The sequence below is a fragment of the Arthrobacter sp. UKPF54-2 genome (genome assembly GCF_007858535.1).
Taxonomy (GTDB): Bacteria; Actinomycetota; Actinomycetes; order Actinomycetales; family Micrococcaceae; genus Arthrobacter.
This window is the reverse complement of sequence record NZ_CP040174.1, coordinates 1,625,902-1,650,414: the sequence shown is the minus strand read 5'-3', so window position 1 is coordinate 1,650,414 and position 24,513 is coordinate 1,625,902. Positions and strand designations below refer to the sequence as shown.

The window sequence follows — 24,513 nt, the reverse complement described above, 5'->3', positions numbered from 1 at the left end:
ACCATGGCTGAATCTGTAATCCTGATCAACGGTCTTCCCGGCGCGGGCAAAAGCACCCTGGCGGCCCGGCTCGGCGAGGTGCTGGGCGTGCCGGTTATCTCCAAGGACAGCATCAAGGAAGCCCTCGCGGATCTGGCCCTGGGCCGGGTCGGCAGCGGCAAGCTGGGCCAGATCGCCTCGGAAACCATGTGGCAGCTGGTCGCCGCGATGCCGGGCACGGCGATCGTCGAATCGTGGTGGTACCGGCCGCGGGACCTTGACTTCGTCCGCGAGGGCGTCGCTCAGTCCGGCAATCCCCGGCTCACCGAGGTCTGGTGCGAAGTCCCGCCCGGATTGGCGTGGGATCGCTACCAGGGCCGGCAACGCCACGCGATTCATCCGACCGCGAACGCGGCAGAACGCGACTGGGCTGAATGGTCGGAGAATGCGGTCCCCCTGGGCGTGGGCCGGACGGTCCACGTCGACACCTCCGCGCCGGTCGACGCGGCGTCGCTCGCCGCCGAACTGGCGGCGAGGCGACTGGGATAAGCTCTCTCGGGACCTGAACAAGCATCGACGTCAACCGTTAAGGCGGGAACTCTGTGGATCTACTGGCCGGCCTGGGCCGCGAGGAACTTCGGACCCTCATGTGGGTTGCGGCCGCCGTTTTCGCCCTCGTGGCCGGCCTCTGGCGCCCGCGCAGCCTGCACTGGACCGCGCTGGGGTCCGTGCTGCTCTTTGCGGCCCTCAACGCTGTCGCCGGCATCTACGTCCTGAACCACTTCACCGATCCGCGCTGGTCGACCGGGGCCGAACCGCCGCTGAGCGCGCCGTCGTTGTCCGGCACACCGGTGGTGGGCCAGTTCCTGGGCCCGCTGGACGCAGCCCTGAACGGCGTCGTCGGCGGGGTGAACGACTTCTTGGCCTTCAAACACGCCCTTCCCATCGCACTGGAATTCCTCGGCTCCGCCGGGTGGGCCCTGCTGCTGTCGTTCCCGCTGGCCGTAATTGCCGCCGTCGTCAGTTTTATCGCGGCCCGGCGCCGGGCCGCGGCCTTCGACAAATACCGCGCCACCGTCGACGAGCTCAAAGAAGAGCTTGAGCAGGTCAAACGCCAGATCGCCGTAGGGAAATCCGTCGCTACGGCCCACACGCGCGACGCGTAAAGCGCAGGAGCGGGGCGGTCCGCTGGCGCCGGCCCGCAGCGTGAGTGTGATGAGTCTCACCCGCAATAATCGCCATCTGGCTTGAGCCGCCGTCGGGCCGCTGTGCATCATAAAAAGGCAGGCGGGGTTTCGACTCCCCTCCCGCTTAGCCCCGGTCATCGCTGGACGCCACGCGTCCGCAGCGAGCCAGGGCACCATCCTGGTGGACGCAATGAGGCCAAACCGGTGAGCTCGCAGAGCTGCCCCAGTCTCAGGCGTTCCTGGTATGGACACGGCGGCTCCGCATCGGTGCGGCGGCCGGACACCCGGAAACATGAATGGAAGCACTGAACAATGACGTTTGAAACTGCCAACTCTGTCACCCACAAGCTCTGGGACCGCTCCACGATGCATCACGAGCTGGACGCCCTGGTCCACGACCTCTCGGTCCGGCACAACACCGCGAAGTCCAACATCGCGGTTCACGCCAGCGGCCCCAACACCTTCACGCTCAGCCTGAACAACGGTGCAGCCAACCTGGATTCGGCCTCCGCCTAAGAACATAACCCAGCATTAAACGATGACGACGGCGGGAGGCTCCCGCCGTCGTCGTCGCGTCTGTGGGCGCGGCAAAAGCAATGACGCCCGGGCACCGCGTACGGCGGTCTTGGGGCTTAGGCGGGAGGTTCTAACTCCCAGTCTTTGACATCCGCGAGGGGAGCGAAAACGCCGGGGTCGAGTTCGTCGAATTCCAAGTTGTTCCGGACCAGATGCGGCCAGTTCCGGTTGGCCAGGGCGGCCTTGCCGAGCGCGACGACGTCGGCAGCACCGTCACGCAACATGGACACCGCGGTTTCGGGATCGTCGAGTTTGCCGTTGGCGATCACTGTCACTCCGGAATGCGCCTTGGCCAGTGCGGCCAAAGTCTCCTCCGAATCCTCGAATGCGGGCTCGCTCGCCTGGTATTCCGTGGTGTGGATGAAGTCGACGCCGGTGGCCCCCAGCGTGGAGAAGATGACTTCCGCTTCTTCCCCGGTGCCGCTCCATCGGTGGTCATTGTCGCTGACTTTCGACTGTGAAATTCGTATGCCCACTGTCATGTCGGGGCCCACCGCGTCCCGGACGTCGCGGCAGATCTCCGCAGCGAAGCGCACCCTGTTTTCCGGCGATCCTCCGTAGCTGTCTGTGCGCTGGTTCAGGTAGTCCGTGAGGAACTGATCCAGCAGATACCCATTGGCGCCGTGGATTTCGACGCCGTCGAAACCGGCCCGCTTGGCGTTCAGCGCAGCCGTGACGAAGCCTTTCCGGACGTCGGTCATCTGGTCTGGGGTGATCTCCGCGGGAACTGGATACGGCCCCTCACCGCGGTAGAACGCGAGTTGCTCCCCCTTGGGAGCCACTGCTGATGGACCGATCGAGGACGTGACAAACCGGTTTCCCTGGCTTTGCGCTCCTGCATGCATGAGCTGGGCGAACATTCGTGCGCCAGCCGAGTGGACGCCGTCGACGACGGTGGCCCAAGACCGGGTCTGCTCCTCGGTCGCAATGCCTGGCTGGTAGTGGTAGCCCTGGCTGTGCGCCGTGTCAGGATAAATCCCTTCGGTAATGAGGAGTCCAAAACCACCGCGGGCGAACGTCCGGTAATAAGAGGCCATTCGTTCCGTGGCGAGTCCGTCTTCAGTGGCACTGATCCGTGTCATCGGAGCCAGCGCCACCCGGTTGTCGAGGTGAGTGGAACCGATCTGAAAGGGTGACCAAAGGGGGGTGAAGTCAATCATAAGATCTCCTCTGCGATTTGTTGCTAACATGCCGGCCGCACGAGCGGGCAGCCCTTCATTGGACGGGTCGGCCGCGTAGTCTTTCTGACGCCTGCGCAGGCGTCCGCGAACCGAGGCTTCAGTAAAACAAGCGAGGACAGCTGCCCCTAGTTCTTCAAGGGTCTCGCATTGCTTTGAAGCCCCGGAAGGGCCTGTCATGATCCAGCCCTCTTTGAGCGCGGTCACTCTGGGGGCTCCCGGCAGGCCCTGACACAAGCTGTTGATCGTGGCTGCGACAATCAGGTGTTGCCGCATCGTTCTGACCGGGCCCAGAATGGGATCTGGCACCACGGTTCGTCCGCAGGCACCGCACATGCGGTTTCCCCTTTCTAGGGCATTACATCGCCGGAATTGGGGCCGAGAGTTTGCCCAACAAAGAGGTTTCCCCCGGGGTCGCTCGCTAGCAGGAGAGCTGTGGGTGCCACCTCCGCCGGTTTTCCGAACCGCCCCAGCGGAAGCTCGGCACGTTTGGCCGCCTTCCAGTCTTCCGATATTCCGTCAACCAGCGGGGTTTCTATCGGACCCGGGGCGATGCTGTTTACCAGCACATTGTCGCCGGCGGTTTCCAGGGCCAAGGCTTTTGTCAGCCCCACCACCCCGGCCTTGGCGGCACTGTAGTGGCTGAGCCCGGTTCCGCCTTTGATGGCCAGCTGGGAGGCGATGTTGATGATGCGGCCCCACTTCTGCTGCCGCATCTCCCCCACGACCTCCCGGCAGCAGAGAAAGACGCCGGTCAGGTCGACGGATATAGTCTCGTTCCACATGGCCAGGGTCATGTCCTCCAGCCGCGATTCGGTGAGCAGCCCCGCACTGTTAACGAGGATGTCGATACTGCCCAACTGGTCCCGTGCCGTGGCGAAGGCGGCTTTCACGCTCTCTTCATCCGAGACATCGACGGCGATGGCTCCCCCCGCGCCCGACCGGTCCAAGACGGCCACTCTGTCGCCATTGGCGGTGAAGGCCTCGGCGATGGCTTTGCCGATGCCGCTGGCGCCGCCCGTGACCACCACAGCCCGGCCCGATTGGTTGGGTGAGGTGTACGTGTTGTTCATTCGTTCCTTCCAGTGCTTCTCAGGCCCGCATTTTGATCGTGAGGCCGCCGTCGACTGTTACCGACTGGCCGGTGACGTAGGCGGCGTCATCGGAGGTCAGGAAGCCGATCACGCTGGCAACCTCCTCGGGCCGCCCAACCCGGCCCCACGGAATGTCCCGCCCGGCGCGTTGCAGGCCCTCGGGCCCCAGCGAGTTCACTGGGTCCAGGGACTGCGGCGTCTCGATGAGCCCGGGGATGACGGCGTTGGCGCGGATGCCACGCGGTCCCAGCTCTGCGGCTACGCTGCGGATCAGCCCGAGCACGCCGGCTTTGGCGGCCGCGTAGTGGGCATGCTCCTCCCACCCGTAGACACCGCCGGCGATTGAGGACACGGCAACCATCGCCCCGCCCTCGGTCATCTGCGCGGATCCCGCCCGCAGGGTCCGCAACACGCCGGTGAGGTCGACGTCGAGCATGTCGTCCCAGCGTTCGTCGGTCATCTCGCCGAGGGACGAGTTTCGAAGGACTCCGGCGTTCGCCACGGCGTAGTCCAGCCGGCCGAATTCGTTGACCGCACGTTCGGCGAACGCGTCAACCGAGGGAGTGCTGCGGACATCCACTTCGTGGATCACCGCCTGGCCCCCCGCATCTTTCACCAGGCGCAGGGTTTCCTCCGGGTCGTGGGGATCCCCCGGGAAGGTGCCGATCACCGACCGCACGCCATGCTTGGCGTAATGAACGGCGAGCGCGCGGCCAATTCCGCTGGCGGCCCCGGTAATCACGGCCACCCTCGTGTCCGCGGTCATGCGTCGACCTCGTGCGGGTGGTCCTCGAGCAGGGCCTCAGCCGGCGGCTTCGCAGCGATCATCAGGAGCCCGGAGAACAGGGTTCCGGCTGCACCGACCCAGAGGGCTGCAGCGCCGGTGCCCGCACTGGCTGCCGCTGCGGTGAACAGTGCGCCGCCCAGGATGGTGCCGGGCTGGCTCATGGCACCGATGAATGCGGTGCCGGTGGCACGGCAGCTGACGGGGTAGCACTCGGCCATGAAGTACTGGATGGCGGCGTAGGGTCCGACCAGGAAGAACAGCCCGGCGCCGTAGGTGAGGATGATCATGAACGGGCTGGTGGCGATGGGGCTGAGCATGATGGTGAAGGACAGGCCGGAGAGAATCCAGCCGCCGATGATGGTCCGCTTGCGGCCGATCTTGTCACCGAGCCATCCGTGGAAGACGTAACCGAAGTACGCCAGCATGTTGATGACAATCAGCATCCAGAACGCATCCGAAAGTTCCACGCCCTTGGCGTTCTTCAGTACGGAGCTGCCGAGGATGCTGAAGATCATGATCCCGAAAAAGTTGAAGATCCAGGCCAGCGAGAAGACGATCGTGTTCCGGCGCAGGTGCGGTTCCCAGATGCGCTTCAGCGGGGCCGCGGACGAGTGTTCGACACCGTACGCGTGGGCCAGGGCGTGCGCGTCCCCGGACTGGCCGCTCTTCTCAAGTTGGGTCAGCTTGTGGTGCAGTTCGAACTGGGGAGTCTCCTTGAGCTTCTTGGAAATGACCCACACGATGATCGCTGCCGGAATCGTCGCCATGAGGTACAGGGCGCGCCAGCCGAGGGAGGGAAGGAAAGCGAGGGCCAGGGCACTGGCGAGCAGGAAGCCCAGCGGCCAGCCGCCCTGGATGAAGGAGTAGTGGAAACCGGGACGCTTCCGCTTATCGGCAACCTCGGTGACCTGGTAGACCTCGTTCATGTAGGTCGCGTTGACTGCCTGCTCCGAGAAGCCGAGGCCGCCGAAGGACCGGACCAGCACGAGCATGCCGTTGCTGAGGAACGGGATGCCAGTCGGAATCAGGGCCGTCAGGCCGGAGACGACGGCGGTGCCGCCGATCGTGGTCATCATGCCCTTGCGCCGGCCAAGCCGGTCAATGACAGGGCCGATGCCGAAGCAGACGATGGCAGTGCCGACGGCGATCCAGGTGTTGATGGCGTAGGCCTCGGTTGCTGTCCAGCCGAACTCTTCCTGCATGGCCGGCAAGAGGGTGCCGAAAAGGCCGTAGTCGAAAACGGCGATGGTCCAGGCCAGCAGGGCCAGTACCGTGGCGGTGGTCGTGTTGCGCTTGGAGAAGACCGGGAAACGGCGCTTCTCGTCAGGTGTCGGGTTCGTCAGGTCGACGGCGGGCTGCTGGATGGTCATGACTGGTTTTCCTTTCGGGGGCTGCGAGCGAGGAAGGAGTCTGCGATCTGGTCAAACTTGAGCCAGCTGACGCCTTCATGGGAGTTGATGTGTTCGATGAGGCGTTCGAGCATGAGGAGGACCTGGGGCCTGCCCGAGACGTCCGGGTGGATGGTCATGGTGAAGACGGCCTGGTCCATTTCCCGGTACACCCAGTCGAACTGGTCGCGCCACATCTGCTCGATGTCGCGGGGGCTCACAAAGCCGTGCGAATTCGGGGACGCCTTGATGAACATCATGGGAGGCAGGTCATCGAGGTACCAGTTGGCCGGAATTTCGACCAGGTCGGTTTCCTTGCCGCGGACCAGCGGCTCCATCCAGGTTTCGGCGTCCTTGGTGTAGTCGATCTTCTTCCAGCTGTCACCGACCCGGACGTAGTAGGGCTCGAAGTCGCGGTGCATCAGAGAGTGGTCGTACTTGATCCCGCGTTCGAGGAGGATTTCGTTGGTAACCTGCGAAAATTCCCACCAGGGAGCGACGTACCCCGTGGGGCGGCGGCCGGAGACTTTTTCGATGAGTTCGATCGACCGATCAAGGATGGCCGTCTCCTGCTCCCGCGTCATTGCGATGGGGTTCTCGTGCGAGTACCCGTGGACGCCAATTTCGTGCCCCGCGTCAACGATCATCCGCGTCAGATCCGGGAACGTCTCGATCGAGTGACCCGGGACGAACCAGGTGGCCGGCAGCCCGTATTTCTCGAAGAGGCGGATGAGGCGCGGGCCGCCGACTTCACCGCTGAACAGACCGCGGGAGATGTCACACGGAGAGTCTTCGCCTCCGTAGGAGCCGAGCATTCCGGCAACGGCGTCCACGTCGACGCCGAACGCGACTTGGATGTCCTTAGTCATGAGATCAACCTTTCACTGGGCTTTTTGTTGGAGTTGTGTGGTGAGGTACTGTCTTCGGGGTGGTCGGGGTCCGGCAACCTGCCACGCAGGGCGAAGGCTGCCGCGATGCGGTCCGGTGGTGCGCCGAGGCGGAGCAGCAGGCTCAGGAGAACCAGCGACTGGGAGGGCCGGAGCAGCCCAGAGGATATGGCGCCCGCCGCGCGCAGATCGTCGCCGCCGCCGTCGCCATAGATCGGCACGACGGCGCCGGCCTCCACGCGGGTGCTTGTCACTACCACCACGCCGGCCGCGGTGGCCGCGGCGACCTCCCGGCAGATCTCGCGGTTGGCGTTGCCCGTTCCGGTTCCTTGGAGGACAATCCCCGCCGCACCGGCCTGGAGGGAACTTCGCAGCAGGGCGGCGTCCGCGCCGGGGTAGGCGGCTATGAGGTCCACGCGAGGCGAACCTGACCCGTCGCCCGGCAACGGCAACGGCAACGCCTCAATCGGCGGCCGTACCGCCGTCAGCCTTACTTCTCCCGCATCGCTGACCGATCCGGCCGTTCCGAAATCCGGATTAGCGAAGGCTTCGGGTCTTGTGGTGTGGCACTTCCGCACTCCAGCCGCAGGGAAAATGGTCCCGGCAAAGGCCAGGAGAACACCCTTCCCCCGGGCTGCGGGGGAACCGGCGACGGCGATCGCACGGACGAGATTTCCCGGGCCATCAGGGGTGGTGGAGTCGGCAGCCTGCTGGGCTCCGGTGAAGACGACCGGCCTGGCATCGTCATGTGTGAGTTCCGCCAGGTACGCCGTTTCCTCCATCGTGTCCGTGCCATGCGTGACCACTACCCCGAGAACCTGCGGGTCCGTCAGGGCCTCGCGGATCCTGGCGCAGATGGCGATCATGTCGTCAACGGTCAGCAGGTACGAGCCCTTCCGGAAGACGTCCACCACGCGAACCGGGTAGGCAGCCCGGCCGCCCACGCTGGCAAAGACCTGCTCTCCCGTGTCCGAGGCCACCGCTCCGCCGCCCCCCTCTGACCCGCGGGAGGAGATGGTGCCGCCCGTGGCCAGCAGTACCACGTGTGCCTGGCCCGTATCTGTGACGGTCATGTTCGACTCCGTTACTCCTGCATCCGCCTCCGGCGAACGCTTACCCAATCGTTTGGGTATCTGGCTAAAAAGTATCTGTGCGATGTTTCGCCCACATGGCGCCCGGCGTTTCGGCGATGTAAACACTTTTGGCGTGGAATGCGACCCGCCGGGCTACCCAATCGATTGGGTAAGAGGTTAAACTGACTATAGGATGTGACTTGGGACACGTCAAGGGTCCCAGTGCTGAGGATTCGCGCAGCATCGGGCAGTCTTGTATGACGCCTTCTTGAGCTGCGACAGGGGAGCAAATGAAAGAAATCACGGCCGATGGCCGCACGGTCACGCTTAAGGACCTTGCAAATGAGCTCGGCATCCACCCGTCGACCGTGTCCAGGATTCTTCATTCCGGCTCGGACGTGGCACGCGGCGCCGCGTCCGTGGCGACGGCCGAACGCGTTCGCGAGTTGGCGCGGAAGCGGGGTTACTCCCCCAACCCCCAGGCCGCCGGCCTGCGGACGCGGCGGACCCGCCTCACGGGCGTAATCGTTCCCCGGCTTTCGGACCTCGTCCTGGCCATCATGTACGAGGGCATTGAGGAGGCCGCGGCTGAGCTCGGCTACTCGACGTTCGTCATGAACTCCCGGGACGACCCGGAGGAACAGCGCCGAAAAACGGACACCATGCTGGCCCGCCGGGTGGACGGGCTGATCATTGGAGATGCGCACCTGGACGGCAACCAGCTGCGTGAGCTGACCGAGCGCAAGGTCCCTTTCGTGCTCGTGAACCGCCGCGTTCCCGGCTATCCCTCGGCCACCTGCGACGATGTCCTCGGAGGCCGACTTGCGGCGGACCATCTGTGGAGCAAAGGCCACAGGAACGTGGCCGTGGTTGCGGGTGAACCGTACGCCAGCACAGCCGTTGACCGGACGGCCGGGTTCGTGGACCGGTGGCGATCCCTGGGCGGCGAAATTCCCGACGACGCTGTGGTGTGGTCCCGATTCGACACGTCCGGCGGACGCGAAGCAACCGAAACCATCCTGGCCAGCGGGAAGCCTCATCCCACGGCCGTGTTCGCCGTTAACGACTTCGCGGCAATCGGGGCTATGGGCGTGTTGCGGTCCCATCGCTTCACCGTCGGCCGTGACGTCGCGGTGGTGGGCTTTAACGACACGTCGGTCGCCGCGGAGCTTCCCATCCCTCTTTCCTCGGTCCGCTCACCGATGCTGGATATCGGCCGGACCGCCATGCAGCTCCTGAAGCGCGTGCTGGACGGCGAACCGGTCGAACCTGTCCTGCTCGAACCGACCCTATGCATCCGGGAAAGCAGCGCTCAGGCGATCCCCGGGTGATCTCGAAGACTCCCGGAGAGATCTGCGATCAGCCGGACGGCGCGCCTGCGCCGTGTATCGCGTTGCCTTAGCGGGCTGCCGCGACGATGCTCAAAGCCAGCATGTAGGTGGCACGGACCTCGCCGTCGGCCAGATCAAGGCGCAGGAGCTCCTGGATCTTCCTCAGCCTGTAGCTGAGCGTGTTCCTGTGGATGAAGAGCTCGTCACAGATTTTAGTGGAATTCCCGCTGTGCCGGAGGTAAGCGTCGAACGTCTCCCTCAACGCAATGCCGCGGTCAGAGGTCAAGGGGGCCAGCAGTCGCTGGCACATCGCCACCAACCCCGGGCTGGGCAGCCCCTGCACTATGCCGGCGAGGTCGGCCAGCGGCGCCCTACGCACGCCCGGCCGCCCCACCTGGCGCCGGGCAAGTTGAAGCGTCAGCGGCAGTTCGCTGAGGCTCGCGGACTCGGTGACGATGACAGAGAATTCCGGCGCGTCCAGAAAGAACTCCCGCACGGCAGCAAGCAGGTCCGCCGTTCCCTGCCGGCGCTGCAGCAACAGCGAGGTGAGGCCGTTTTCCTCCATGAAGCGCACCGTGCTGAACGTGGCCTGCAATCCCACCCGGGCGCGCCATGCGATGGCACGCAGCTTGGCGGGCGCGACCTCCTCCGAGCTGCCGATGAGTACCGTGCTCCAGTCACCGTCGGGATCGAAGCCGGACTCCAGCGCATAGCGCCGCAGCGGCAGGGACGGCTCACCGTGATCCGCATAGAGGGCCTCCATAAAGCGCGCTGCTTCCCGGGAATGCAGGGGCGATCGCGAGCCAAGGGTGTAGCTCAGCTGCATGCCGATGACTGCGGCAACCGGGCCCAGGACGGGCTGCAGCACAATGTCGCTACCGATCCCCTCGATGGCCAGCCTGAACTGCTCGGATGCGCCGCTTGGCAGGCGCAGCGTGGTCCGCGCGGTGTGGCCGTGGGCGGTGCCTGCGGCTACGAGCTCGAATGCATTCTGATCGACCACGGCCACCCTCGCGTTGACGGCGCCCGCCACCCGCCCAAGCACCTCCCCCAAGGAATGTCCGTCGGCCGCCAGGCGGGTGCATTCGTCTGCCAGCTCCCAGCCCGTCCGCAGCTCCTCATAGCGCTCGGCGGCAATGATCCGCTCCACGTGGCGCATGACCAGCACAAAGGGCACATCCGGCGGGAGCTCCAGCAGTGGCAGTCCGTGCGCCTCGCAAGCCTGCAGCAGGCCCTCCGGCAGCTCGCGGTGCGCGGCGCCCAGGCCAAATGCGAGTCCGGACACGGGGACGGAGACCAGCCGTTCCACGTAGGCGTCCCAGATCCTGAAGTCTCTAACGTTCAGCCCCATGCCGTTGGTCAGCAGCAGGGCATTGACGCTGAGGAAAGGCGTGGGGTCCATATGTTCGGCGGGTGCACACCAGGTGATCGGCCGGTCCAGACGGCCTTCGGCGCCCCGAACACGAAGCCGGATGTTGAGATCGGCGTCGTCAATCAGGTCTGAGATTCTCACGGAGCCTCCAATGAGTGGCGGGCCAAACCCTCCAGATAGTGCAAACATCATAAGTCAGGCCCTTCGATTCATCGACCTGCACAATATCGGCTCCCCCGGAAGCTGAGTAGCGTTGCACCATGCAAACAAATGTGACTCCCGGCACTTCTCCCCGCCCTGAAGGGCGTGTGTTGTTGAATTCCGACATGGGTGAGGGCCTGGGCCTCCACGAGTTCGGAAACGACGAGGAACTCATGCGCGTCATCGACGTTGCCAACGTGGCGTGCGGGTTCCACGCGGGTGATCCCGACGTGATGAACCGGACCGTGGCGTTGGCCGCCGAGCACGGCGTGGCTGTCGGTTCGCACCCCGGGCTCCCCGACGTGGTGGGTTTCGGCCGCCGCCGGATGGTGCTTAGCCCTGACGAGGTCGAGTCGATCATCCTGTACCAGACCGGGGCCTTGACGGCGTTCCTGGGCAAGCACGGGCTCTCGCTGAACCACATCAAACCCCATGGCGCCCTCTACGGAATGCTGGCCGGCGACGAGGAGCTGATGCAGGCCGCCGCCGGAGCGGCGCTGCAGTACGGAGTTCCGTTCTACGGGCTCGCCGGGACCGCCCACGAAAAGGTGTGCCGGGCGATGGGCGTGGAATTCGTGCCGGAGCTCTATGTTGACCTCAACTACGGTCCTGCAGGGGAGCTGCTGATCCAGCGACGCCCGGTTCCCACTGACCCCGCAGCCGCCGCCGAACGCGTCAGCCGCGCCCTGGCCGGTGAGCCGGTACTGGCCGTTGACGGCACCGAACTGGACATTCCGTTTAGAAGTATCTGCGTGCACTCCGACGCCCCCAATTCCACTGCCGTGGCCAGCGCCGTGCGTGCGGTCCTGGGCTAGAGCCGATTAATCCAACCACCTGAAAGCGAGCACCCCATGGCAAACATTGTTTCCCCGCTCCCCGGAGTCTTTTACCGCAAGCCCGGCCCGGGAAAGCCGCCTTTCGCCAACGAGGGCGACACCATAGAAGTCGGCCAGACCGTAGGCATCATCGAAATCATGAAGCAATTCACCGAAATCCAGTCCGATGTCGCCGGGACCCTCGAATCTTTTAAGGTCAACGAGGGCGAAATGGTCAATCCGGGCGACACCATCATCGTCATCCGAGAAGGCTAGTGATGAAGAAACTGCTCATCGCCAACCGCGGCGAAATCGCAGTGCGCATTGCCCGGACCGCCCGCGAGATGGGTATTGAGACCCTCCTCGTCGTAAGCGAACCCGACGCCGATTCCCTGGCAGCGCGCACGGCCGACAATTTCGTCGTGATAGGCCCGGCCCCTGCCCCCGCCAGTTACCTGAACCAGGACGCCGTCATCGCTGCAGCCGTGGATAACGGCTGCGACGCCGTTCACCCTGGCTATGGATTCCTCTCCGAAAACGCCACGTTTGCGCGCAAGGTCGCAGCAGCGGGGCTCACGTGGGTGGGTCCCGACGCCGACGCGATCGAGATGATGGGCAATAAGTCCCTGGCCAGGGAATCCGCCCGCAAAGCGGGAGTTCCAATCCTCCGCGGCTCCGACGGTCCGCTCGACCCCGACGCCGACGCCCTGGAAGCGGCCCGCGGCATCGGTTACCCGCTGGTGGTCAAGGCCTCCGCCGGCGGCGGGGGGCGGGGCATCCGCTTTGTGCACAACGAGGGCGAACTACTGGAAACCATTGAGATGGCGCGCGGGGAAGCGGCGTCGGTCTTCGGAGATCCGACCGTCTACCTGGAGCGCTTCGTGAAGCACGCCCGTCACGTGGAGGTACAGGTCCTTGGCGACGGCACCAACTTCATCCACCTCGGAGACCGAGACTGCTCCATGCAGAGGCGCTCCCAGAAAGTCATTGAGGAAGCTCCGGCGCCCGACCTTCCTGACGCCGTCCGCCGGACCATCCGCGAATCCTCGGTGGAACTCGCCCGGGAATGCGGCTACAGCGGTGCCGGAACGGTCGAATTCCTCTATGACCCGGCCGGCCACGAGGCCGCGTTTATCGAAATGAACACCCGCATTCAGGTGGAGCACCCCATCACCGAGGAAATCACCGGCGTCGACCTAGTCCGTGAACAGCTGCTCATTGCCTCCACCGGATCCATGTCGGTCCGGCAGGAGGACATCCAATTTAGCGGCCACGCCATCGAGTGCCGCATCAACGCCGAGGACCCGCACAACAACTTCTTTCCCAGCCCGGGCCTCATCACCGCCCTTGAATGGCCGTCAGGCGACGGGATCCGCATTGACGCAGGCGTGGAGGCCGGGTCCACGGTCAGCCCGTACTACGATTCCATGCTCGCCAAGCTCATTGTCCACAAGGACACCCGCGAAGCCGCCATCGAGGGGGCGCTGGAGGCGCTGCACAGGACCCGGATCGAAGGGGTCAAGACAACAATTCCCGTGCTCAAGAAGCTGCTGGACCGGCTCGAATTCGCCGCCGTAAAGCACCACTCCAAGTTCATAGAAACCGTAGACAATCTGATGGAGGCACCATGAGTAGCCCCGCACCCGCCGCGTTGGAGGCCCGCTACACCTGGGGCGGAGACGAATTCCTGTTCGTCGAGGTCTCCGAGTCCATGAGCCTGGCCGCCAATTTCAGGGTCATGTCCATCGCCGAGAAGCTTTCAGAGCTGGAGCTGACGGGCATCGTGGACATCTGCCCGGCCAACGCCTCGTTGCTGGTGCGGTTCGATCCCGACGTCCTGCCGCCGTCGACCCTTGAAGAGACCGTCCGGACCATTGAGGCGGACCTGGCGCACCACCAGCAGCAGGCCCTCGAAACCCGGATCATCGAAGTGCCGGTCTGGTACGACGATCCATTCACGGCCGAGGTGGCAGAGCGCTTCCGCGAAGGATTCCACCAAGAGCCGGGCGGCAGCGACATTGACTATGCCGCCAAAGTCAACAACCTCAAGGACGCCGCGGAGTTCATAAAGCGGCACCACGAGCAGCCCTGGCTCGTCTCCATGGTCGGATTCGTCGCCGGCCTGCCGTTCCTCTTCCAGCTGGTAGAGCGCGAGAAACAGCTGGAAGTCCCCAAGTACCTAAGCCCCCGCACGGACACACCTGCCTTGACGGTGGGCCACGGTGGCTGCTTCGGCTGCATCTACTCGGTACGGGGAGCGGGCGGGTATCAGATGTTCGGAATCGCTGCCGCGCCAATCTTCGATCCGGCGCAGGCCCTGGCCGATTTCAAGGACTTTATGGTGTTCTTCCGGCCGGGCGACATCGTGAAGTTCAAGCCTGTCACCGAGGCCGAGTACAACAGCATCCAGGCCGAAATCGCCGCGGGGACGTTCCGCTACCGGCAGTCGCCCGTGACCTTCGATCTGTCCAAAGCGCTGGCGAATCCCGAAGGCTACAACAAGGAACTCATGGAGGCCCTCAATGGCATTTGATATCACGAGCCCCGGGCTTGCCACCACGGTCCAGGACCAGGGACGCACCGGGCACTACAACGTCGGCATCCCGCAGAGCGGTTCCCTGGACCAGTATTCGGCCGAACTCGGCAATGCACTGGTGGGCAACACCGCCAAGGAAGCGGTCCTTGAATGCACGTACCTGGGCCCGGCGCTGACCGCCGACCAGGATGTTGTCATTGCCGTCACGGGGGCCCCGGTTGAGGTCAGGGTCAATGGCGAACCCCGGCCACAGTGGAGCCGACTGCAACTGAAAGCCGGCGACGAACTCAGCTTCGGCGTCATCCGGGGCGGCACACGGTACTACATCGCGGTCCAGGGCGGCATTGATGTGCCCGAGGTGCTGGGTAGCCGGTCCACCTACAGCCTGGGCGCAATCGGCGGATTCCACGGCCGCAAGCTGGAGGCCGGCGACCGGATTTCTGTCGGCAGCCCGCTCAACGACGGAGCCGTGCCCGACGCGGATACGGTTCCGGAAGAGTTCCGGCCCGCCTTCGCCAAGGAGCAGACCGTCCGGATAGTGCTGGGACTCTATGACCACCGCCTCACCGACGAGGGACTGGACAATCTCCTGAACGGCGAGTGGAAGGTGACTCCGGTGGCCGACCGGATGGGATTGCGGTACTCCGGTCCCGGCGTGAAGTGGAAGGAACGGGAGCAGCCCTTCGGGGCCGGTTCCGACCCGTCGAACATCGTGGATGCCGGCTACGCCGTCGGGTCCATCCAGATTCCGGGCGGTACCCAGCCGATCATTCTGCACCGCGATGCCGTCTCCGGCGGCGGCTATGCCATGGTGGGAACAGTCATCAGCGCCGACATGGACTTGGTGGCCCGCGCCGCCCCCGGCACGTCCACCAGGTTCGTGGCCGTGAGCATGGATGAAGCCTTGGCGGCACGCAGGGAACTCGCTGAGCGCAAGAACAACGCGAAAGCCGCACTCGGCCTCAGGAGTTGATTCTGGCCGCCGGAACAAAATACAAGGCTGGCGCGGGAGGGACCTTCAGCGCGTCACAGCTTCGCGCTGTTGCAGGAGGCCGAGTTCCTCCCGTCGCGGGAGCCCTTCCCAATCGCCGTAGGCAAGGCAGGCAAAGGCTCCGGTTTTCGCGGCCAACTCAAGCCGCTGCGCCGGTGCGCTGGCGGCCATGAGTTCCGTCAGGTAGCCGGCGACGAAGGCGTCGCCGGCGCCAACAGTATCCACCGGCTGGACCGGCACTGCCTCCTGGCGGAAGATTTTCCCGTCGATCCAGGCCACCGCGCCGTCGCTGCCGAGCTTGATGACGGCTTGGGCCGGGCCCAGGTTTGCCATACGCTGCGCCAGTTCAGCCGGGTTGTCCGCACTTCCGACCGCCAGGGCTGCTTCCTCATCCCCGGCGAAGACGACGTCGACCAGCGGAACCAGTGCCCGGTAGGACTTTCCGGCGGCTGCGGCAGACCAGAGGTTGGCCCGGTAGTTGAGGTCGAACGAGACGCTCACGCTGTGTTCCCTCGCCAACTCCATGGCCTGCCGGATGGCTGCCGCAGCGGAACCGGACAGTGCAGGGGTAATGCCACTGACATGCAGAACCGACGCGCCCGCGATCAGCAGCGGATCAAGGTCAGCGGGTGAGAGGCGTGAGCCCGCGCTGCCTGCCCGGTAGTAGCTGACCTTCTGCGTTGATTGCGTGCGACGCTCCTTCAGCATGAGGCCGGTCGGCGCGTCCGGATCCTCCGTGACCCGCACCGTAACCCCCTCTGCCCGGATCTCGCGCTGGACGAGTTGCCCCAGCGAGTCGGCGCCCACCCGTCCGCACCACACGGCATTTCCCCCGAGCCGCTGCACCCCGATGGCCACGTTCGATTCGGACCCACCTATGCCAAGGCCCATGGTCGACACATGGGCCAGCGGCCCCGGCTGCTCCGCCGTGAGGAGCGCCATCGTCTCCCCCAGGGTTACAAGATAGGGGGCCGGCGGAATGGACGAGCTCACTGCCCCGCCCCCGCCTCGTCGACAAGGCCGCGCAGCCGCACGGCGCGTTCGGTGAGCTGTTTCAAATCTCCACCTTGGAAGGCGTCGCCAATCAAGGGTCCGCCCAGGCTGACGGCAAGTGCCCCGGCTCGAATCCAGTCCGCGGCGTCGGTGATTCCCACCCCGCCCGACGGAACCAATTCGATGCCGGGAAACGGTCCGCGGAGCATGGAAACGTAGCCCGGACCGACCACCGATGCCGGGAAGACCTTGACGGCGGTGGCCCCCGCCGACCAGCCGCCGAACAACTCCGAAGGCGTCAGGCCACCCGGGTAGACAGCCACACCATGGTCGACGGCGGCCGCGATGACTGCCGGATCTGTCAGCGGGGTGACGAGGTACTTGCCCCCCGCCGCGATCGCCTCCAGTGCCTCGGCAACCGTGGTTATGGTCCCCACCCCGAATTCGGCGTCGGCGCCAAATCGTTCTTGCAGCCGCGGAAGTTCCTCGAACGCTCCGGGGGTGCTCAGAGTCAGTTCGACACTGACAACACCGCCCTTAAGGAGGGCTTCAATGACGGGAGCGTAGGCGGCGGCGTGGGTGGCCCGCAGGACCGCGATCACGCGGGTGTCGCGCAGGATCTGCGACGGCGCGGGCCGGCTGGCGACCGTCGGGAGCTGCAGTGAGGACATCTCAGCGGCCCAGCCATCCGCCGTCGACGGGAAGAATGACCCCGTTGACGTAGTCCGAGGCCCTTGAGGCAAGGAACACCGTTGCGCCTGCGAGGTCGTCGGGGCGTCCCCACCTGCCAGCGGGAATCCGGTCCAGGATGCCCTTTTCCCGGACGGGATCATCCTGCAGCGCCTGGGTGTTGTCGGTGGCAATGTAGCCCGGTGCCACGGCGTTGACGTTCACGCCCCTAGGCGCCCACTCGTTGGCGAGCGCCTTGGTGAGACCGGCGATGCCGGCCTTGGACGCGGTATACCCCGGCACGTTGATGCCGCCCTGAAAACTAAGCAGTGAGGCCGTGAAGATGATCTTCCCGCTCCCCCGCTTGAGCATGGTTTTCCCGATTTCCCGGCTCAGCATGAACTGGCTGGAGAGGTTCACTTCGATGACCTGGTCCCACATGTCATCCGGGTGCTCGGCCGCGGGCTTTCGGGCGATCGTGCCGCCGTTGTTCACCAAGATGTCGATCGGGCCGACACCGGCCAGCTCGTCGGTCAGGCCGCGCACGGCTTCGCGGTCGCCGAAATCCGCGCGGATGCCGGTGAAGCGTCGCCCCAGCTCCGTGATGCGCTGCTCGACCGCGCTGCCGACGGGTTCAAGATTCGCGGACACTCCGATAATGTCCGCGCCTGCCTCGGCCAAGGCCACGGCCATGGCAAGTCCAATGCCCCGCCGAGCACCGGTGACGACGGCGGTTTGCCCGGTGAGGTCGAAAAGGCCGCCACTCATGACGTGGCCACGGGACGGCAGTCGACGAGGACCTTCATGGCACCGCCGGACTCGAGGGCCAAGAACCCCTCCTCGACGTCGTGAAGGCTGACGATCCGCGAGATCAGCCGCCGGGCAGGGATCGCGCCGGAAGCCACGAGCCTCACTGCCTCCTCGAAGTCCTCGCGCTGGTACAGCCGGGCACCGAACATTTCCAGCTCGCGCCAGAAGAATCGGTGCAGGTCGATCTCCTTGGGCTTGGGATGAATCGCCACCATGACGAGCCGCCCCCTCGTGGTGAGGACATCGACGGCGGAGTTCACCCCGGCCGCCGCGCCGGAGACTTCAAAGGCCACATCTGCACCGGCTCCGTCCGTTTCCTGCAGGACGAGGTCGAGCAGGTTCTGTTCGCGCGGGTCGATGGCGTTGATGCCGGATTCCTTCGCGAGTGCCCGCCGGGCGGGGTCCAATTCGACCAGGACCACCCGGGCTCCCCGCCGCAGCGCGACGGATGCGATCAGCTGGCCAACCGGGCCTCCGCCAATGACGACGACGAATTCACCGGCGACGAGCCGTGCGCGGCGCACGTCGTGGACGGCCACCGCCGTGGGTTCAATCAGCGCGGCCTCGTCGAGCGCCAGGCCTTCGGGCAGGGCGACCACAACGTCGGCCGGCACGTTCCAGGAGCTCTGCATCGAGCCGTCCGAGTCGATGCCGATGAAGTCCAGCTTGTGACAAATGTGCCCGTGTCCGCGGGTGCAGGCGGCGCAGGAACCGCAGGACAGGGTGGGCATCACGGTCACAGCTTGGCCGAAAGTCCACCCGGTCACGCCTTCACCCAGGCCGGCAATGACACCGGACATCTCGTGGCCAATAATCGCCGGCATACTGACGCGGGCGTCCATGTCGCCGTGGAAGATGTGCAGATCGGTGCCGCAAAGCCCGGTGTAGGACACCGCAATCTGCACTTCCCCGGCTCGCGGCGGGGTCTGGGCGGTTGGAGTGGTGCTGAAGGTTCGGGATCCGATATACGTGGCGGCGGTCATGGAAATACTCCTTGCAATGGTTGAGGGCTAGCGGGCTAAAGGACCTTGCTAAGGAACCCTTGAGTTCGCGCGTGCTGCGGAGTGGAAAAGATCTGTTCGGGGGTGCCTTCCTCGACGATCAGCCCCTGGTCCATGAAGATCACGCGGTCCGCCACTTCCCTGGCGAATCCCATTTCGTGGGTGACGACCACCATGGTCATGCCCTCGTTTGCCAGGTCCTTCATGACGGTCAGCACTTCGCCGACGATCTCAGGGTCGAGGGCGGACGTCGGTTCGTCGAAGAGCATGATTTTCGGATCCATGGCCAGGGCCCGGGCAATGGCCACCCTCTGCATCTGGCCGCCGGACAGGCTCCCGGGGTAAGTTTCCGTCTTTGCGGCGAGACCAACCTTGGCCAGGAGCATTTCCGCCTTGGCCCGGGCCTCTTCCTTTGAAACCTTGCCGACCTTGAGCGGTGCCAGCATGACGTTGTCGATGACTTTCAAATGCGGGAAGAGGTTGAAATGCTGGAAGACCATCCCGGCCTCCTGCCGAACCAGGTTGATGTTGGTTTTCGCGTCATCCAGCCGGTGCTTATTGATAACGATGCTCCCGGAGGTGATCGATTCCAGGCCGTTCATGCACCGCAGGAAGGTGCTTTTGCCGGAACCGGAAGGGCCAATGACGCACACGACCTCACGCTCCCGGATGTGGCAATCCACCCCTTTCAGCACATGGTTTTGTCCGAACTTCTTGTTCAGGTTCTCAACAACAATCACTTTTCATGTTCCGTTCTAGATGCCCGCGGGCTCTGGGAGTTTGAGAGGGTCCACGTGGATCCCGGTCTTTTTCTCGTACAGCCGCCCCAGCAGGGAGATGCCGTAGCAGATGACGAAATACATGCCGGCGACAACCAGAAATGTCTTGATGGGATCACCGGTCAGGTTGGTGACGACATTGCCCGCGTGGGTGAGTTCGAGCAGGCCGGTGACGGTGACCAAGGACGAGTCCTTGACGAGCCCTATGAGGAAGCCGATTCCGGGCGGGACCATGATCCTGACCGCCTGCGGCAGGATGACATACCGGAGCTTGCGCCAGTAGTCGAGGCCCAGTGCGTCGGCCGCTTCGCTTTGGCCTTTCTCCACGGCCTCGATGCTGCCGCGTACGATTTCGGCCACGTAGGCGGCTGCGAAGCAGGTCAGGGCTATGACAGCCGAGGAGAACTTATCCGGCTCCAAGCCCGGAAACAGCAGTGGGATTCCGAAGAAGACGAAGAAGATGATGACCAGGACGGGAATCCCGCGGACGCAGCTGATGTAGATGGTGCTGATCCACCGCGCAATCCTGCTCGGAGAGGTCCGGGCGATGCCTAGGATCAGGCCGAAAATCACACCAAGCACTCCGGAAACTGCACAGAGCTGGATAGTCAGCCAGGCACCCTCGGCCAGGGGCACGAGGTCCTGCCAATCGAAGGGCCTAAACATGCGTCCCCACCGCCCAACGGAACAGGGTCGTTTCGGCCCGCTTTGAGACAAGGGACATCAGTGCTGACACTCCGAGGTAGAGGAGCCCGCCGACGGCCAGTACCTCAATGGTCCGGTACGTGGTGTTGCTGACGCTCATGATCGCGTTGGTCAATTCTGGGAGCGAGATGATGGATCCAATCGACGAAGCCAGGAACAGCAGAATGAGCTGGTTGGTCAATGCGGGGAAGACGTTGCGGGTGGCCGGCAACAGCACAATGTAGCGAACGATCTGGGCGGGTTTCATGCCCAGCGCCTTTCCGGCCTCACGCAGTCCGCGGGGCACGGACTCGAACCCTGCACGGTAGATCTCGGCCGTGTAGGCGGCGTTGTTCAGGGTCAGGCCGATAACGGCCGCCCAGACGGGCTCGAGGTTGATGCCCAGAGCGGGAAGGGCAAAGTAGATCAAGTACAGCTGAACGAGCAGAGGCGTGTTGCGGATGGCCTCGATGTAGCAGGTGCAGAGGATGCTGATTGCTTTTCCGGGTCCGGCCTTCCCCAGGTACACGAGTACACCGAGCACGCTGCCCGCCAGCATGGCCACGAGGGTGATGTACAAAGCTGTCCAGAGCCCCTCCAGAAGAAGCGAGCTGTACGGGAGAAGGTCTCCAAAATATAAAGCCATGTGCAAAGGGTCCTGTCCGTGAACGGCAGCGTGGGTGGGTGGCTTGCTCTCCCCCACCCACGCTGGAGGCGCGTTCGACTATCTGTTAGTGGGCGAGGAAGGGCGGCAGGCTCAGCCCGAACCACTTCTGCAGCGACGCCTCGTTTTGTCCGGAGATGTTGTAGTTCCGGATGAAGTTGTTGAGGTAGTTCAGCCACGTCTGGTCGCCCGGCTTCACGCCGATCGAGAACAGGGCCGGCTTGATCGGGTCGCCCTTGACGACCTGGAACGCGGTGGGTTCCTTCTTCACGAGCCCGCCGACGATGGCGTTGTTTTCGATCAGGGCGTCCACCTTGCCGCTCTTCAGCGCCTGGATTGAGTCAGCCGTGGTGTTGAACCCGGTCACTTTGGCGTTGGGGAAGCTGGCCTTGAGGATCTGTTCGCCAACACTGCCCCGTGAGGTAGCGACCGATTTGCCGTCCAGATCGGCGTAGCTGGCGATCTTACTTCCGGCCGGCACCATAAAGACCGTGGAGCTGGCCGCGTACGGGTCAGACATCTCGACCACCTGGGCACGCGCATCGGAAGCGGTGAAGGTGGCGATGACGGCATCCGCCTTATCGGTCTGCAGCAGCGGGATGCGGCTTTCGTTCGTGGCGGTGACGAATTCAATTTTCGCGCCCAGCGAGGCACCCAGCGCGTTGGCGACGTCAATATCGAAGCCCTCGCGGTCTCCGTTCGCATTCATGACTCCGTAACCCGGGGAGTCGGCGCTGACGGCGATCTTGATCGTCTTCGACTTCAGAATCTTCGTGAGATGGCTGTCCGCCACGGCTCCTGCCGAAGCGCCTGCGTTCGCGGCGCCGCCCGAGGAGCAGCCCCCCAACGTCAGGGCCAAAGCGACTGCCGGAACAAGAAGCAACTTCGGTGTTGCTCTGAACATGGGAACTCTCCTGTGATCGTTACTGCGTATCGGATGCGGGCGCTGACGGCGTCCCGGGTGTCCCCGGCCGCTGTGTGGTCGAGGATCGTATAGGAATATGTTGTATCATATATGCAATGTGATCCAGGTCAAGCTTTGTGAACTTAGGTCTGTCGCACTACTGCCGAGGGGGCGCCGCGGGCGCCTCCTCGGGCACCGAGAGGAAGAAATGACGGCACCAACCGCAGGCGACACATCGATGACCAAGGTCGCAGCCGGCGGGGTCTACGCGGCGCTGCGCCAGTCGATCCTGGACGGCGAGATCACGCCTGGCACGCGCATCAACATCGACGCCGTGTCCCGGCGGCTGGGAGTCTCCCACACGCCGGTCCGGGAGGCGCTGCAGCGGCTCGAGGGCGACAACCTGCTGAGGTACTACCCAAGCCGGGGCTACAGCACCACGCCGCTGTTGAGCTTGGCAGAGCTCCGTTCCCTGTTTGAGTTCCGGCTCCTGGTGGAACCGTGGGCGGCGCGCTCGGCGGCAGTGGAGCGGCTGTCAAACCCCTCGGGCGCCCTCCGGTCCGAGCTCGCGGCACTTGAACGCCACGTTGATGACACGGCCAACCTGCGCCAGGACCTGGTGGCCCATGATGCGCGCTTCCATGACCTGATCCTGGCAGCGGCAGGAAACCACGTGGTCCAGCAGGCCTATGTCCAGACCCACTGCCACCTCCACATGTTCCGCCTCTACCCCGCCGACTGGGACGGCCGGATCACCCTGGTGGAGCACCAGGGCATCCACGCGGCCATTGCGGACCGGGACCCGGGGGCGGCCGAGAACGCCATGAGCGAGCACATCCGCAGCTCCTTCTACCGCTTCGCGCGGGCGTTCGACGAGGAGCCGGCGCCCCTCGCCGAAGCCACCCTGGTGCGGATGGCCCCGGACCGGCCGGCCGCCTCCTAGCCGGCGGGACGCAGGCGCAACGCCTGCATGCCGCCGTCGACGGCCAGTTCGGTCCCCGTGGTCGAACCGGCGAGCGGGCTCGCAAGATAGGCAATGGCGGCGGCGATCTCTTCCGGGGCGACCAGCCTGCCGTGCGGCTGGCGGGCCTCCAGCGCGGCGCGTTCCGCCACGGGATCGTCAGCCTGGCCCAGCAGGCGGCTGACCCATGGCGTGTCCGCGGTGCCCGGATTGACGCAGTTGACCCTGATGCCCTCACGGATGTGGTCCGCCGCCATGCTCATCGTCAGGGCACGGACAGCGCCCTTGCTGGCCGCGTAGAGCGCCCGCCCCGGCAGCCCGGCGGTGGCCGCGATGGATGAGGTGTTGACGATGGCGGCGGCTGCCGACTGGCGGAGGTAGGGCAGCGCGGCCCGGCTCACGCGGACTGCGCCGAGCACGTTGACGTCGAAGACGTGGTGCCATTCGGTGTCGTCGTTGTCCGCGACGGTGCCTTGCGCCCCTATCCCGGCGTTGTTGACGACGACGTCGATTCCTCCGAGCTCCCGGGCTGCCTGCTCGACGGCGCCGCGGACGGAGGCGTCGTCGGCGACGTCGCACCGGATCGCGAGCGCGGGCGCGGCCACGGCCTCCGGATTCAGGTCCAGCACCGCCACCTTGGCCCCCCTGCCGAGCAGATGGGCCGTTGTGGCGGCACCGATTCCGGAGGCTCCGCCGGTGACGATGACCCGGATACCGGCAAACTCCATGCCGTGGTCCCCGTTCATGCTACGAACTCATGGCGTTGGCGCCCCAGGCCCTGGATCTCGATTTCCACCACATCGCCGGCCTTCAAGTACGGGAAGCGCCCGGACAACGCGACCCCCTCCGGCGTGCCGGTGCAGATCAGATCGCCGGGTTCGAGGACCATGTACTGGCTGAGGTTCCAGACGATGGTCTCGACGTCGAAGATCATGTCAGCCGTGGAGGAGTCCTGGCGGAGTTCGCCATTGACCCAGCTGCGGAGGCGCAGCTCGCCGGTACCGACCTCGTCCGGGGTGACCAGGTACGGCCCGGTGGGGCAGAACCCCGGTGAGCTCTTGCCCTTGGACCACTGGCCGCCGGAAACGTTCAGCTGGAAATCACGCTCGGAGAGATCATCGACCACGACGAAGCCCGCAATGTGGTCCCGGGCGGCTTCGGGGGACTCCAGGTAGGAGACGCGGCTCCCGATGACCACTCCGAGCTCAACTTCCCAGTCGGTCCTGGTCGATCCGCGGGGGATGCCCACGGCGTCATCCGGGCCGCCGACGGTGTTGGGGGTCTTGAGGAAAATGACCGGGTGGGTGGGCGGCTCCGCGCCGGATTCGGCGGCGTGTGCGGCGTAGTTCAAGCCTACGCAGATAACCGCCGACGGCCGCGCGATCGGAGCGCCGTAGCGCACGCCCGTGGCATTAATTTCCGCGAGGGTGCCCGCGGTCAGCGCGGCGGCGGCGGCCGCAGGACCGCCCTGGGACAGGAAGTTTCCGTCGATCGCGGCGGTGAGGCTACTGAGCGCGTAGTGCCTCCCCTCGTGGACGAGAACAGGCTGTTCGGCGCCGGGGGCGCCAATCTGGGCAAACTTCATGGAGAGTTCCTTTCGGTCGTTCATCGGTACGCAGAAGGACGACGGCGGGAAGCTCCCGGCCGTCGTCT

27 protein-coding genes are annotated in these 24,513 nt (G+C 64.9%); 10 read left to right on the top strand and 17 right to left on the bottom strand.

The window, feature by feature from the left end; all coding sequences use genetic code 11:
• Positions 1-3 precede the first annotated feature (3 nt).
• The 3 genes from E7Y32_RS07495 to E7Y32_RS07485 all read left to right on the top strand — a co-directional run bounded on the left by E7Y32_RS07495 (position 4) and on the right by E7Y32_RS07485 (position 1,682).
• Positions 4-528: an AAA family ATPase gene (locus tag E7Y32_RS07495; RefSeq protein WP_222433459.1), complete on the top strand. Its 525-nt coding sequence runs from the start codon at positions 4-6 to the stop codon at positions 526-528.
• Positions 529-581: 53 nt separating this feature from the next.
• A complete protein-coding gene (locus E7Y32_RS07490) occupies positions 582-1,145 on the top strand; it encodes a hypothetical protein (RefSeq protein ID WP_146336580.1) in 564 nt (187 codons plus the stop codon).
• A gap of 333 nt (positions 1,146-1,478) precedes the next feature.
• The gene (locus E7Y32_RS07485) at positions 1,479-1,682 is read left to right on the top strand and encodes a hypothetical protein (protein ID WP_146336579.1); all 204 of its coding nucleotides are present in this window, start codon (positions 1,479-1,481) and stop codon (positions 1,680-1,682) included.
• 116 nt (positions 1,683-1,798) lie between these two features.
• Here E7Y32_RS07485 and E7Y32_RS07480 read toward each other — a convergent pair whose 3' ends face one another.
• The 6 genes from E7Y32_RS07480 to E7Y32_RS07455 all read right to left on the bottom strand — a co-directional run bounded on the left by E7Y32_RS07480 (position 1,799) and on the right by E7Y32_RS07455 (position 8,149).
• On the bottom strand, positions 1,799-2,902 hold the full coding sequence (locus tag E7Y32_RS07480) for an NADH:flavin oxidoreductase (protein ID WP_146336578.1): 1,104 nt from the start codon (positions 2,900-2,902) through the stop codon (positions 1,799-1,801).
• Between the two features lie 368 nt (positions 2,903-3,270).
• The gene (locus tag E7Y32_RS07475; protein WP_146336577.1) at positions 3,271-3,993 is read right to left on the bottom strand and encodes an SDR family NAD(P)-dependent oxidoreductase; all 723 of its coding nucleotides are present in this window, start codon (positions 3,991-3,993) and stop codon (positions 3,271-3,273) included.
• Positions 3,994-4,012: 19 nt separating this feature from the next.
• The gene (locus E7Y32_RS07470) at positions 4,013-4,780 is read right to left on the bottom strand and encodes an SDR family NAD(P)-dependent oxidoreductase (protein WP_146336576.1); all 768 of its coding nucleotides are present in this window, start codon (positions 4,778-4,780) and stop codon (positions 4,013-4,015) included.
• Complete coding sequence (locus E7Y32_RS07465) at positions 4,777-6,171, bottom strand: MFS transporter (protein WP_146336575.1); 1,395 nt, start codon at positions 6,169-6,171, stop codon at positions 4,777-4,779. Before E7Y32_RS07465 ends, E7Y32_RS07470 begins: the two co-directional genes overlap by 4 nt.
• On the bottom strand, positions 6,168-7,058 hold the full coding sequence (locus tag E7Y32_RS07460; protein ID WP_146336574.1) for a polysaccharide deacetylase: 891 nt from the start codon (positions 7,056-7,058) through the stop codon (positions 6,168-6,170). The genes E7Y32_RS07465 and E7Y32_RS07460 overlap by 4 nt, the downstream gene beginning before the upstream one ends.
• Complete coding sequence (locus E7Y32_RS07455) at positions 7,055-8,149, bottom strand: asparaginase (protein ID WP_186467074.1); 1,095 nt, start codon at positions 8,147-8,149, stop codon at positions 7,055-7,057. The genes E7Y32_RS07460 and E7Y32_RS07455 overlap by 4 nt, the downstream gene beginning before the upstream one ends.
• A gap of 290 nt (positions 8,150-8,439) precedes the next feature.
• Between E7Y32_RS07455 and E7Y32_RS07450 the strand changes: the two genes are divergently transcribed.
• Complete coding sequence (locus E7Y32_RS07450; protein WP_146336573.1) at positions 8,440-9,480, top strand: LacI family DNA-binding transcriptional regulator; 1,041 nt, start codon at positions 8,440-8,442, stop codon at positions 9,478-9,480.
• A gap of 67 nt (positions 9,481-9,547) precedes the next feature.
• Here the strand turns inward: E7Y32_RS07450 and E7Y32_RS07445 are convergent, their stop codons facing one another.
• Positions 9,548-10,993: a PucR family transcriptional regulator gene (locus tag E7Y32_RS07445; RefSeq protein ID WP_186467073.1), complete on the bottom strand. Its 1,446-nt coding sequence runs from the start codon at positions 10,991-10,993 to the stop codon at positions 9,548-9,550.
• A 119-nt stretch (positions 10,994-11,112) separates the two neighbouring features.
• Between E7Y32_RS07445 and pxpA the strand changes: the two genes are divergently transcribed.
• The 5 genes from pxpA to E7Y32_RS07420 are packed head-to-tail and all read left to right on the top strand — an operon-like array spanning position 11,113 to position 15,377.
• Entirely contained in the window at positions 11,113-11,868 is a 756-nt protein-coding gene (gene pxpA, locus E7Y32_RS07440; protein WP_146336571.1) for a 5-oxoprolinase subunit PxpA, read from the top strand.
• Positions 11,869-11,904: 36 nt separating this feature from the next.
• The gene (locus E7Y32_RS07435; protein WP_091248151.1) at positions 11,905-12,144 is read left to right on the top strand and encodes an acetyl-CoA carboxylase; all 240 of its coding nucleotides are present in this window, start codon (positions 11,905-11,907) and stop codon (positions 12,142-12,144) included.
• Positions 12,145-12,146: 2 nt separating this feature from the next.
• On the top strand, positions 12,147-13,499 hold the full coding sequence (locus E7Y32_RS07430) for an acetyl/propionyl/methylcrotonyl-CoA carboxylase subunit alpha (protein WP_146336570.1): 1,353 nt from the start codon (positions 12,147-12,149) through the stop codon (positions 13,497-13,499).
• A complete protein-coding gene (locus tag E7Y32_RS07425; RefSeq protein ID WP_146336569.1) occupies positions 13,496-14,401 on the top strand; it encodes an allophanate hydrolase subunit 1 in 906 nt (301 codons plus the stop codon). The genes E7Y32_RS07430 and E7Y32_RS07425 overlap by 4 nt, the downstream gene beginning before the upstream one ends.
• Positions 14,391-15,377 (top strand): biotin-dependent carboxyltransferase family protein, encoded by a 987-nt coding sequence (locus E7Y32_RS07420; RefSeq protein ID WP_146336568.1) that lies wholly within the window; start codon positions 14,391-14,393, stop codon positions 15,375-15,377. Before E7Y32_RS07425 ends, E7Y32_RS07420 begins: the two co-directional genes overlap by 11 nt.
• 45 nt (positions 15,378-15,422) lie before the next feature.
• On the opposite strand, the gene E7Y32_RS07415 is transcribed toward E7Y32_RS07420, so the two are convergent.
• The 8 genes from E7Y32_RS07415 to E7Y32_RS07380 form a co-directional block, all read right to left on the bottom strand.
• Positions 15,423-16,388 (bottom strand): sugar kinase, encoded by a 966-nt coding sequence (locus E7Y32_RS07415; protein WP_261382573.1) that lies wholly within the window; start codon positions 16,386-16,388, stop codon positions 15,423-15,425.
• A complete protein-coding gene (locus E7Y32_RS07410; protein ID WP_146336567.1) occupies positions 16,385-17,059 on the bottom strand; it encodes a bifunctional 4-hydroxy-2-oxoglutarate aldolase/2-dehydro-3-deoxy-phosphogluconate aldolase in 675 nt (224 codons plus the stop codon). Before E7Y32_RS07410 ends, E7Y32_RS07415 begins: the two co-directional genes overlap by 4 nt.
• A 1-nt stretch (position 17,060) precedes the next feature.
• Complete coding sequence (locus tag E7Y32_RS07405; protein ID WP_146336566.1) at positions 17,061-17,825, bottom strand: SDR family oxidoreductase; 765 nt, start codon at positions 17,823-17,825, stop codon at positions 17,061-17,063.
• Positions 17,822-18,850: a zinc-binding dehydrogenase gene (locus E7Y32_RS07400; RefSeq protein WP_146336565.1), complete on the bottom strand. Its 1,029-nt coding sequence runs from the start codon at positions 18,848-18,850 to the stop codon at positions 17,822-17,824. Before E7Y32_RS07400 ends, E7Y32_RS07405 begins: the two co-directional genes overlap by 4 nt.
• A gap of 35 nt (positions 18,851-18,885) precedes the next feature.
• Positions 18,886-19,608 carry an amino acid ABC transporter ATP-binding protein gene (locus tag E7Y32_RS07395; RefSeq protein WP_138768246.1) on the bottom strand — a complete coding sequence of 241 codons (723 nt, stop codon included), beginning with the start codon at positions 19,606-19,608 and terminating at the stop codon, positions 18,886-18,888.
• A gap of 15 nt (positions 19,609-19,623) precedes the next feature.
• Entirely contained in the window at positions 19,624-20,313 is a 690-nt protein-coding gene (locus E7Y32_RS07390) for an amino acid ABC transporter permease (protein ID WP_146336564.1), read from the bottom strand.
• Complete coding sequence (locus tag E7Y32_RS07385; protein WP_138768244.1) at positions 20,306-20,977, bottom strand: amino acid ABC transporter permease; 672 nt, start codon at positions 20,975-20,977, stop codon at positions 20,306-20,308. Before E7Y32_RS07385 ends, E7Y32_RS07390 begins: the two co-directional genes overlap by 8 nt.
• 85 nt (positions 20,978-21,062) lie before the next feature.
• Positions 21,063-21,788 carry a transporter substrate-binding domain-containing protein gene (locus tag E7Y32_RS07380; RefSeq protein WP_186372173.1) on the bottom strand — a complete coding sequence of 242 codons (726 nt, stop codon included), beginning with the start codon at positions 21,786-21,788 and terminating at the stop codon, positions 21,063-21,065.
• A 319-nt stretch (positions 21,789-22,107) separates the two neighbouring features.
• On the opposite strand from E7Y32_RS07380, the gene E7Y32_RS07375 reads away from it, so the two are divergent.
• Positions 22,108-22,842, top strand: a complete 735-nt coding sequence (locus tag E7Y32_RS07375) for a GntR family transcriptional regulator (RefSeq protein WP_138768242.1) — start codon at positions 22,108-22,110, stop codon at positions 22,840-22,842.
• Here E7Y32_RS07375 and E7Y32_RS07370 read toward each other — a convergent pair.
• Complete coding sequence (locus tag E7Y32_RS07370; protein ID WP_146338346.1) at positions 22,839-23,588, bottom strand: SDR family NAD(P)-dependent oxidoreductase; 750 nt, start codon at positions 23,586-23,588, stop codon at positions 22,839-22,841. The genes E7Y32_RS07375 and E7Y32_RS07370 overlap by 4 nt on opposite strands.
• 14 nt (positions 23,589-23,602) lie before the next feature.
• Positions 23,603-24,445, bottom strand: a complete 843-nt coding sequence (locus tag E7Y32_RS07365) for a fumarylacetoacetate hydrolase family protein (RefSeq protein WP_146336563.1) — start codon at positions 24,443-24,445, stop codon at positions 23,603-23,605.
• Positions 24,446-24,513: the final 68 nt, after the last annotated feature.

Bases quoted from the DNA above. Each gene is read 5' to 3' on its own strand.
- E7Y32_RS07495 (WP_222433459.1), top strand. From the start codon at position 4: ATGGCTGAATCTGTAATCCTGATCAACGGTCTTCCCGGCGCGGGCAAA.
- E7Y32_RS07485 (WP_146336579.1), top strand. From the start codon at position 1,479: ATGACGTTTGAAACTGCCAACTCTGTCACCCACAAGCTCTGGGACCGC.
- E7Y32_RS07480 (WP_146336578.1), bottom strand. From the start codon at position 2,902: ATGATTGACTTCACCCCCCTTTGGTCACCCTTTCAGATCGGTTCCACT.
- E7Y32_RS07475 (WP_146336577.1), bottom strand. From the start codon at position 3,993: ATGAACAACACGTACACCTCACCCAACCAATCGGGCCGGGCTGTGGTG.
- E7Y32_RS07470 (WP_146336576.1), bottom strand. From the start codon at position 4,780: ATGACCGCGGACACGAGGGTGGCCGTGATTACCGGGGCCGCCAGCGGA.
- E7Y32_RS07465 (WP_146336575.1), bottom strand. From the start codon at position 6,171: ATGACCATCCAGCAGCCCGCCGTCGACCTGACGAACCCGACACCTGAC.
- E7Y32_RS07460 (WP_146336574.1), bottom strand. From the start codon at position 7,058: ATGACTAAGGACATCCAAGTCGCGTTCGGCGTCGACGTGGACGCCGTT.
- E7Y32_RS07455 (WP_186467074.1), bottom strand. From the start codon at position 8,149: ATGACCGTCACAGATACGGGCCAGGCACACGTGGTACTGCTGGCCACG.
- E7Y32_RS07450 (WP_146336573.1), top strand. From the start codon at position 8,440: ATGAAAGAAATCACGGCCGATGGCCGCACGGTCACGCTTAAGGACCTT.
- pxpA (WP_146336571.1), top strand. From the start codon at position 11,113: ATGCAAACAAATGTGACTCCCGGCACTTCTCCCCGCCCTGAAGGGCGT.
- E7Y32_RS07435 (WP_091248151.1), top strand. From the start codon at position 11,905: ATGGCAAACATTGTTTCCCCGCTCCCCGGAGTCTTTTACCGCAAGCCC.
- E7Y32_RS07430 (WP_146336570.1), top strand. From the start codon at position 12,147: ATGAAGAAACTGCTCATCGCCAACCGCGGCGAAATCGCAGTGCGCATT.
- E7Y32_RS07425 (WP_146336569.1), top strand. From the start codon at position 13,496: ATGAGTAGCCCCGCACCCGCCGCGTTGGAGGCCCGCTACACCTGGGGC.
- E7Y32_RS07420 (WP_146336568.1), top strand. From the start codon at position 14,391: ATGGCATTTGATATCACGAGCCCCGGGCTTGCCACCACGGTCCAGGAC.
- E7Y32_RS07410 (WP_146336567.1), bottom strand. From the start codon at position 17,059: ATGTCCTCACTGCAGCTCCCGACGGTCGCCAGCCGGCCCGCGCCGTCG.
- E7Y32_RS07405 (WP_146336566.1), bottom strand. From the start codon at position 17,825: ATGAGTGGCGGCCTTTTCGACCTCACCGGGCAAACCGCCGTCGTCACC.
- E7Y32_RS07400 (WP_146336565.1), bottom strand. From the start codon at position 18,850: ATGACCGCCGCCACGTATATCGGATCCCGAACCTTCAGCACCACTCCA.
- E7Y32_RS07390 (WP_146336564.1), bottom strand. From the start codon at position 20,313: ATGTTTAGGCCCTTCGATTGGCAGGACCTCGTGCCCCTGGCCGAGGGT.
- E7Y32_RS07385 (WP_138768244.1), bottom strand. From the start codon at position 20,977: ATGGCTTTATATTTTGGAGACCTTCTCCCGTACAGCTCGCTTCTTCTG.
- E7Y32_RS07375 (WP_138768242.1), top strand. From the start codon at position 22,108: ATGACGGCACCAACCGCAGGCGACACATCGATGACCAAGGTCGCAGCC.
- E7Y32_RS07370 (WP_146338346.1), bottom strand. From the start codon at position 23,588: ATGGAGTTTGCCGGTATCCGGGTCATCGTCACCGGCGGAGCCTCCGGA.
- E7Y32_RS07365 (WP_146336563.1), bottom strand. From the start codon at position 24,445: ATGAAGTTTGCCCAGATTGGCGCCCCCGGCGCCGAACAGCCTGTTCTC.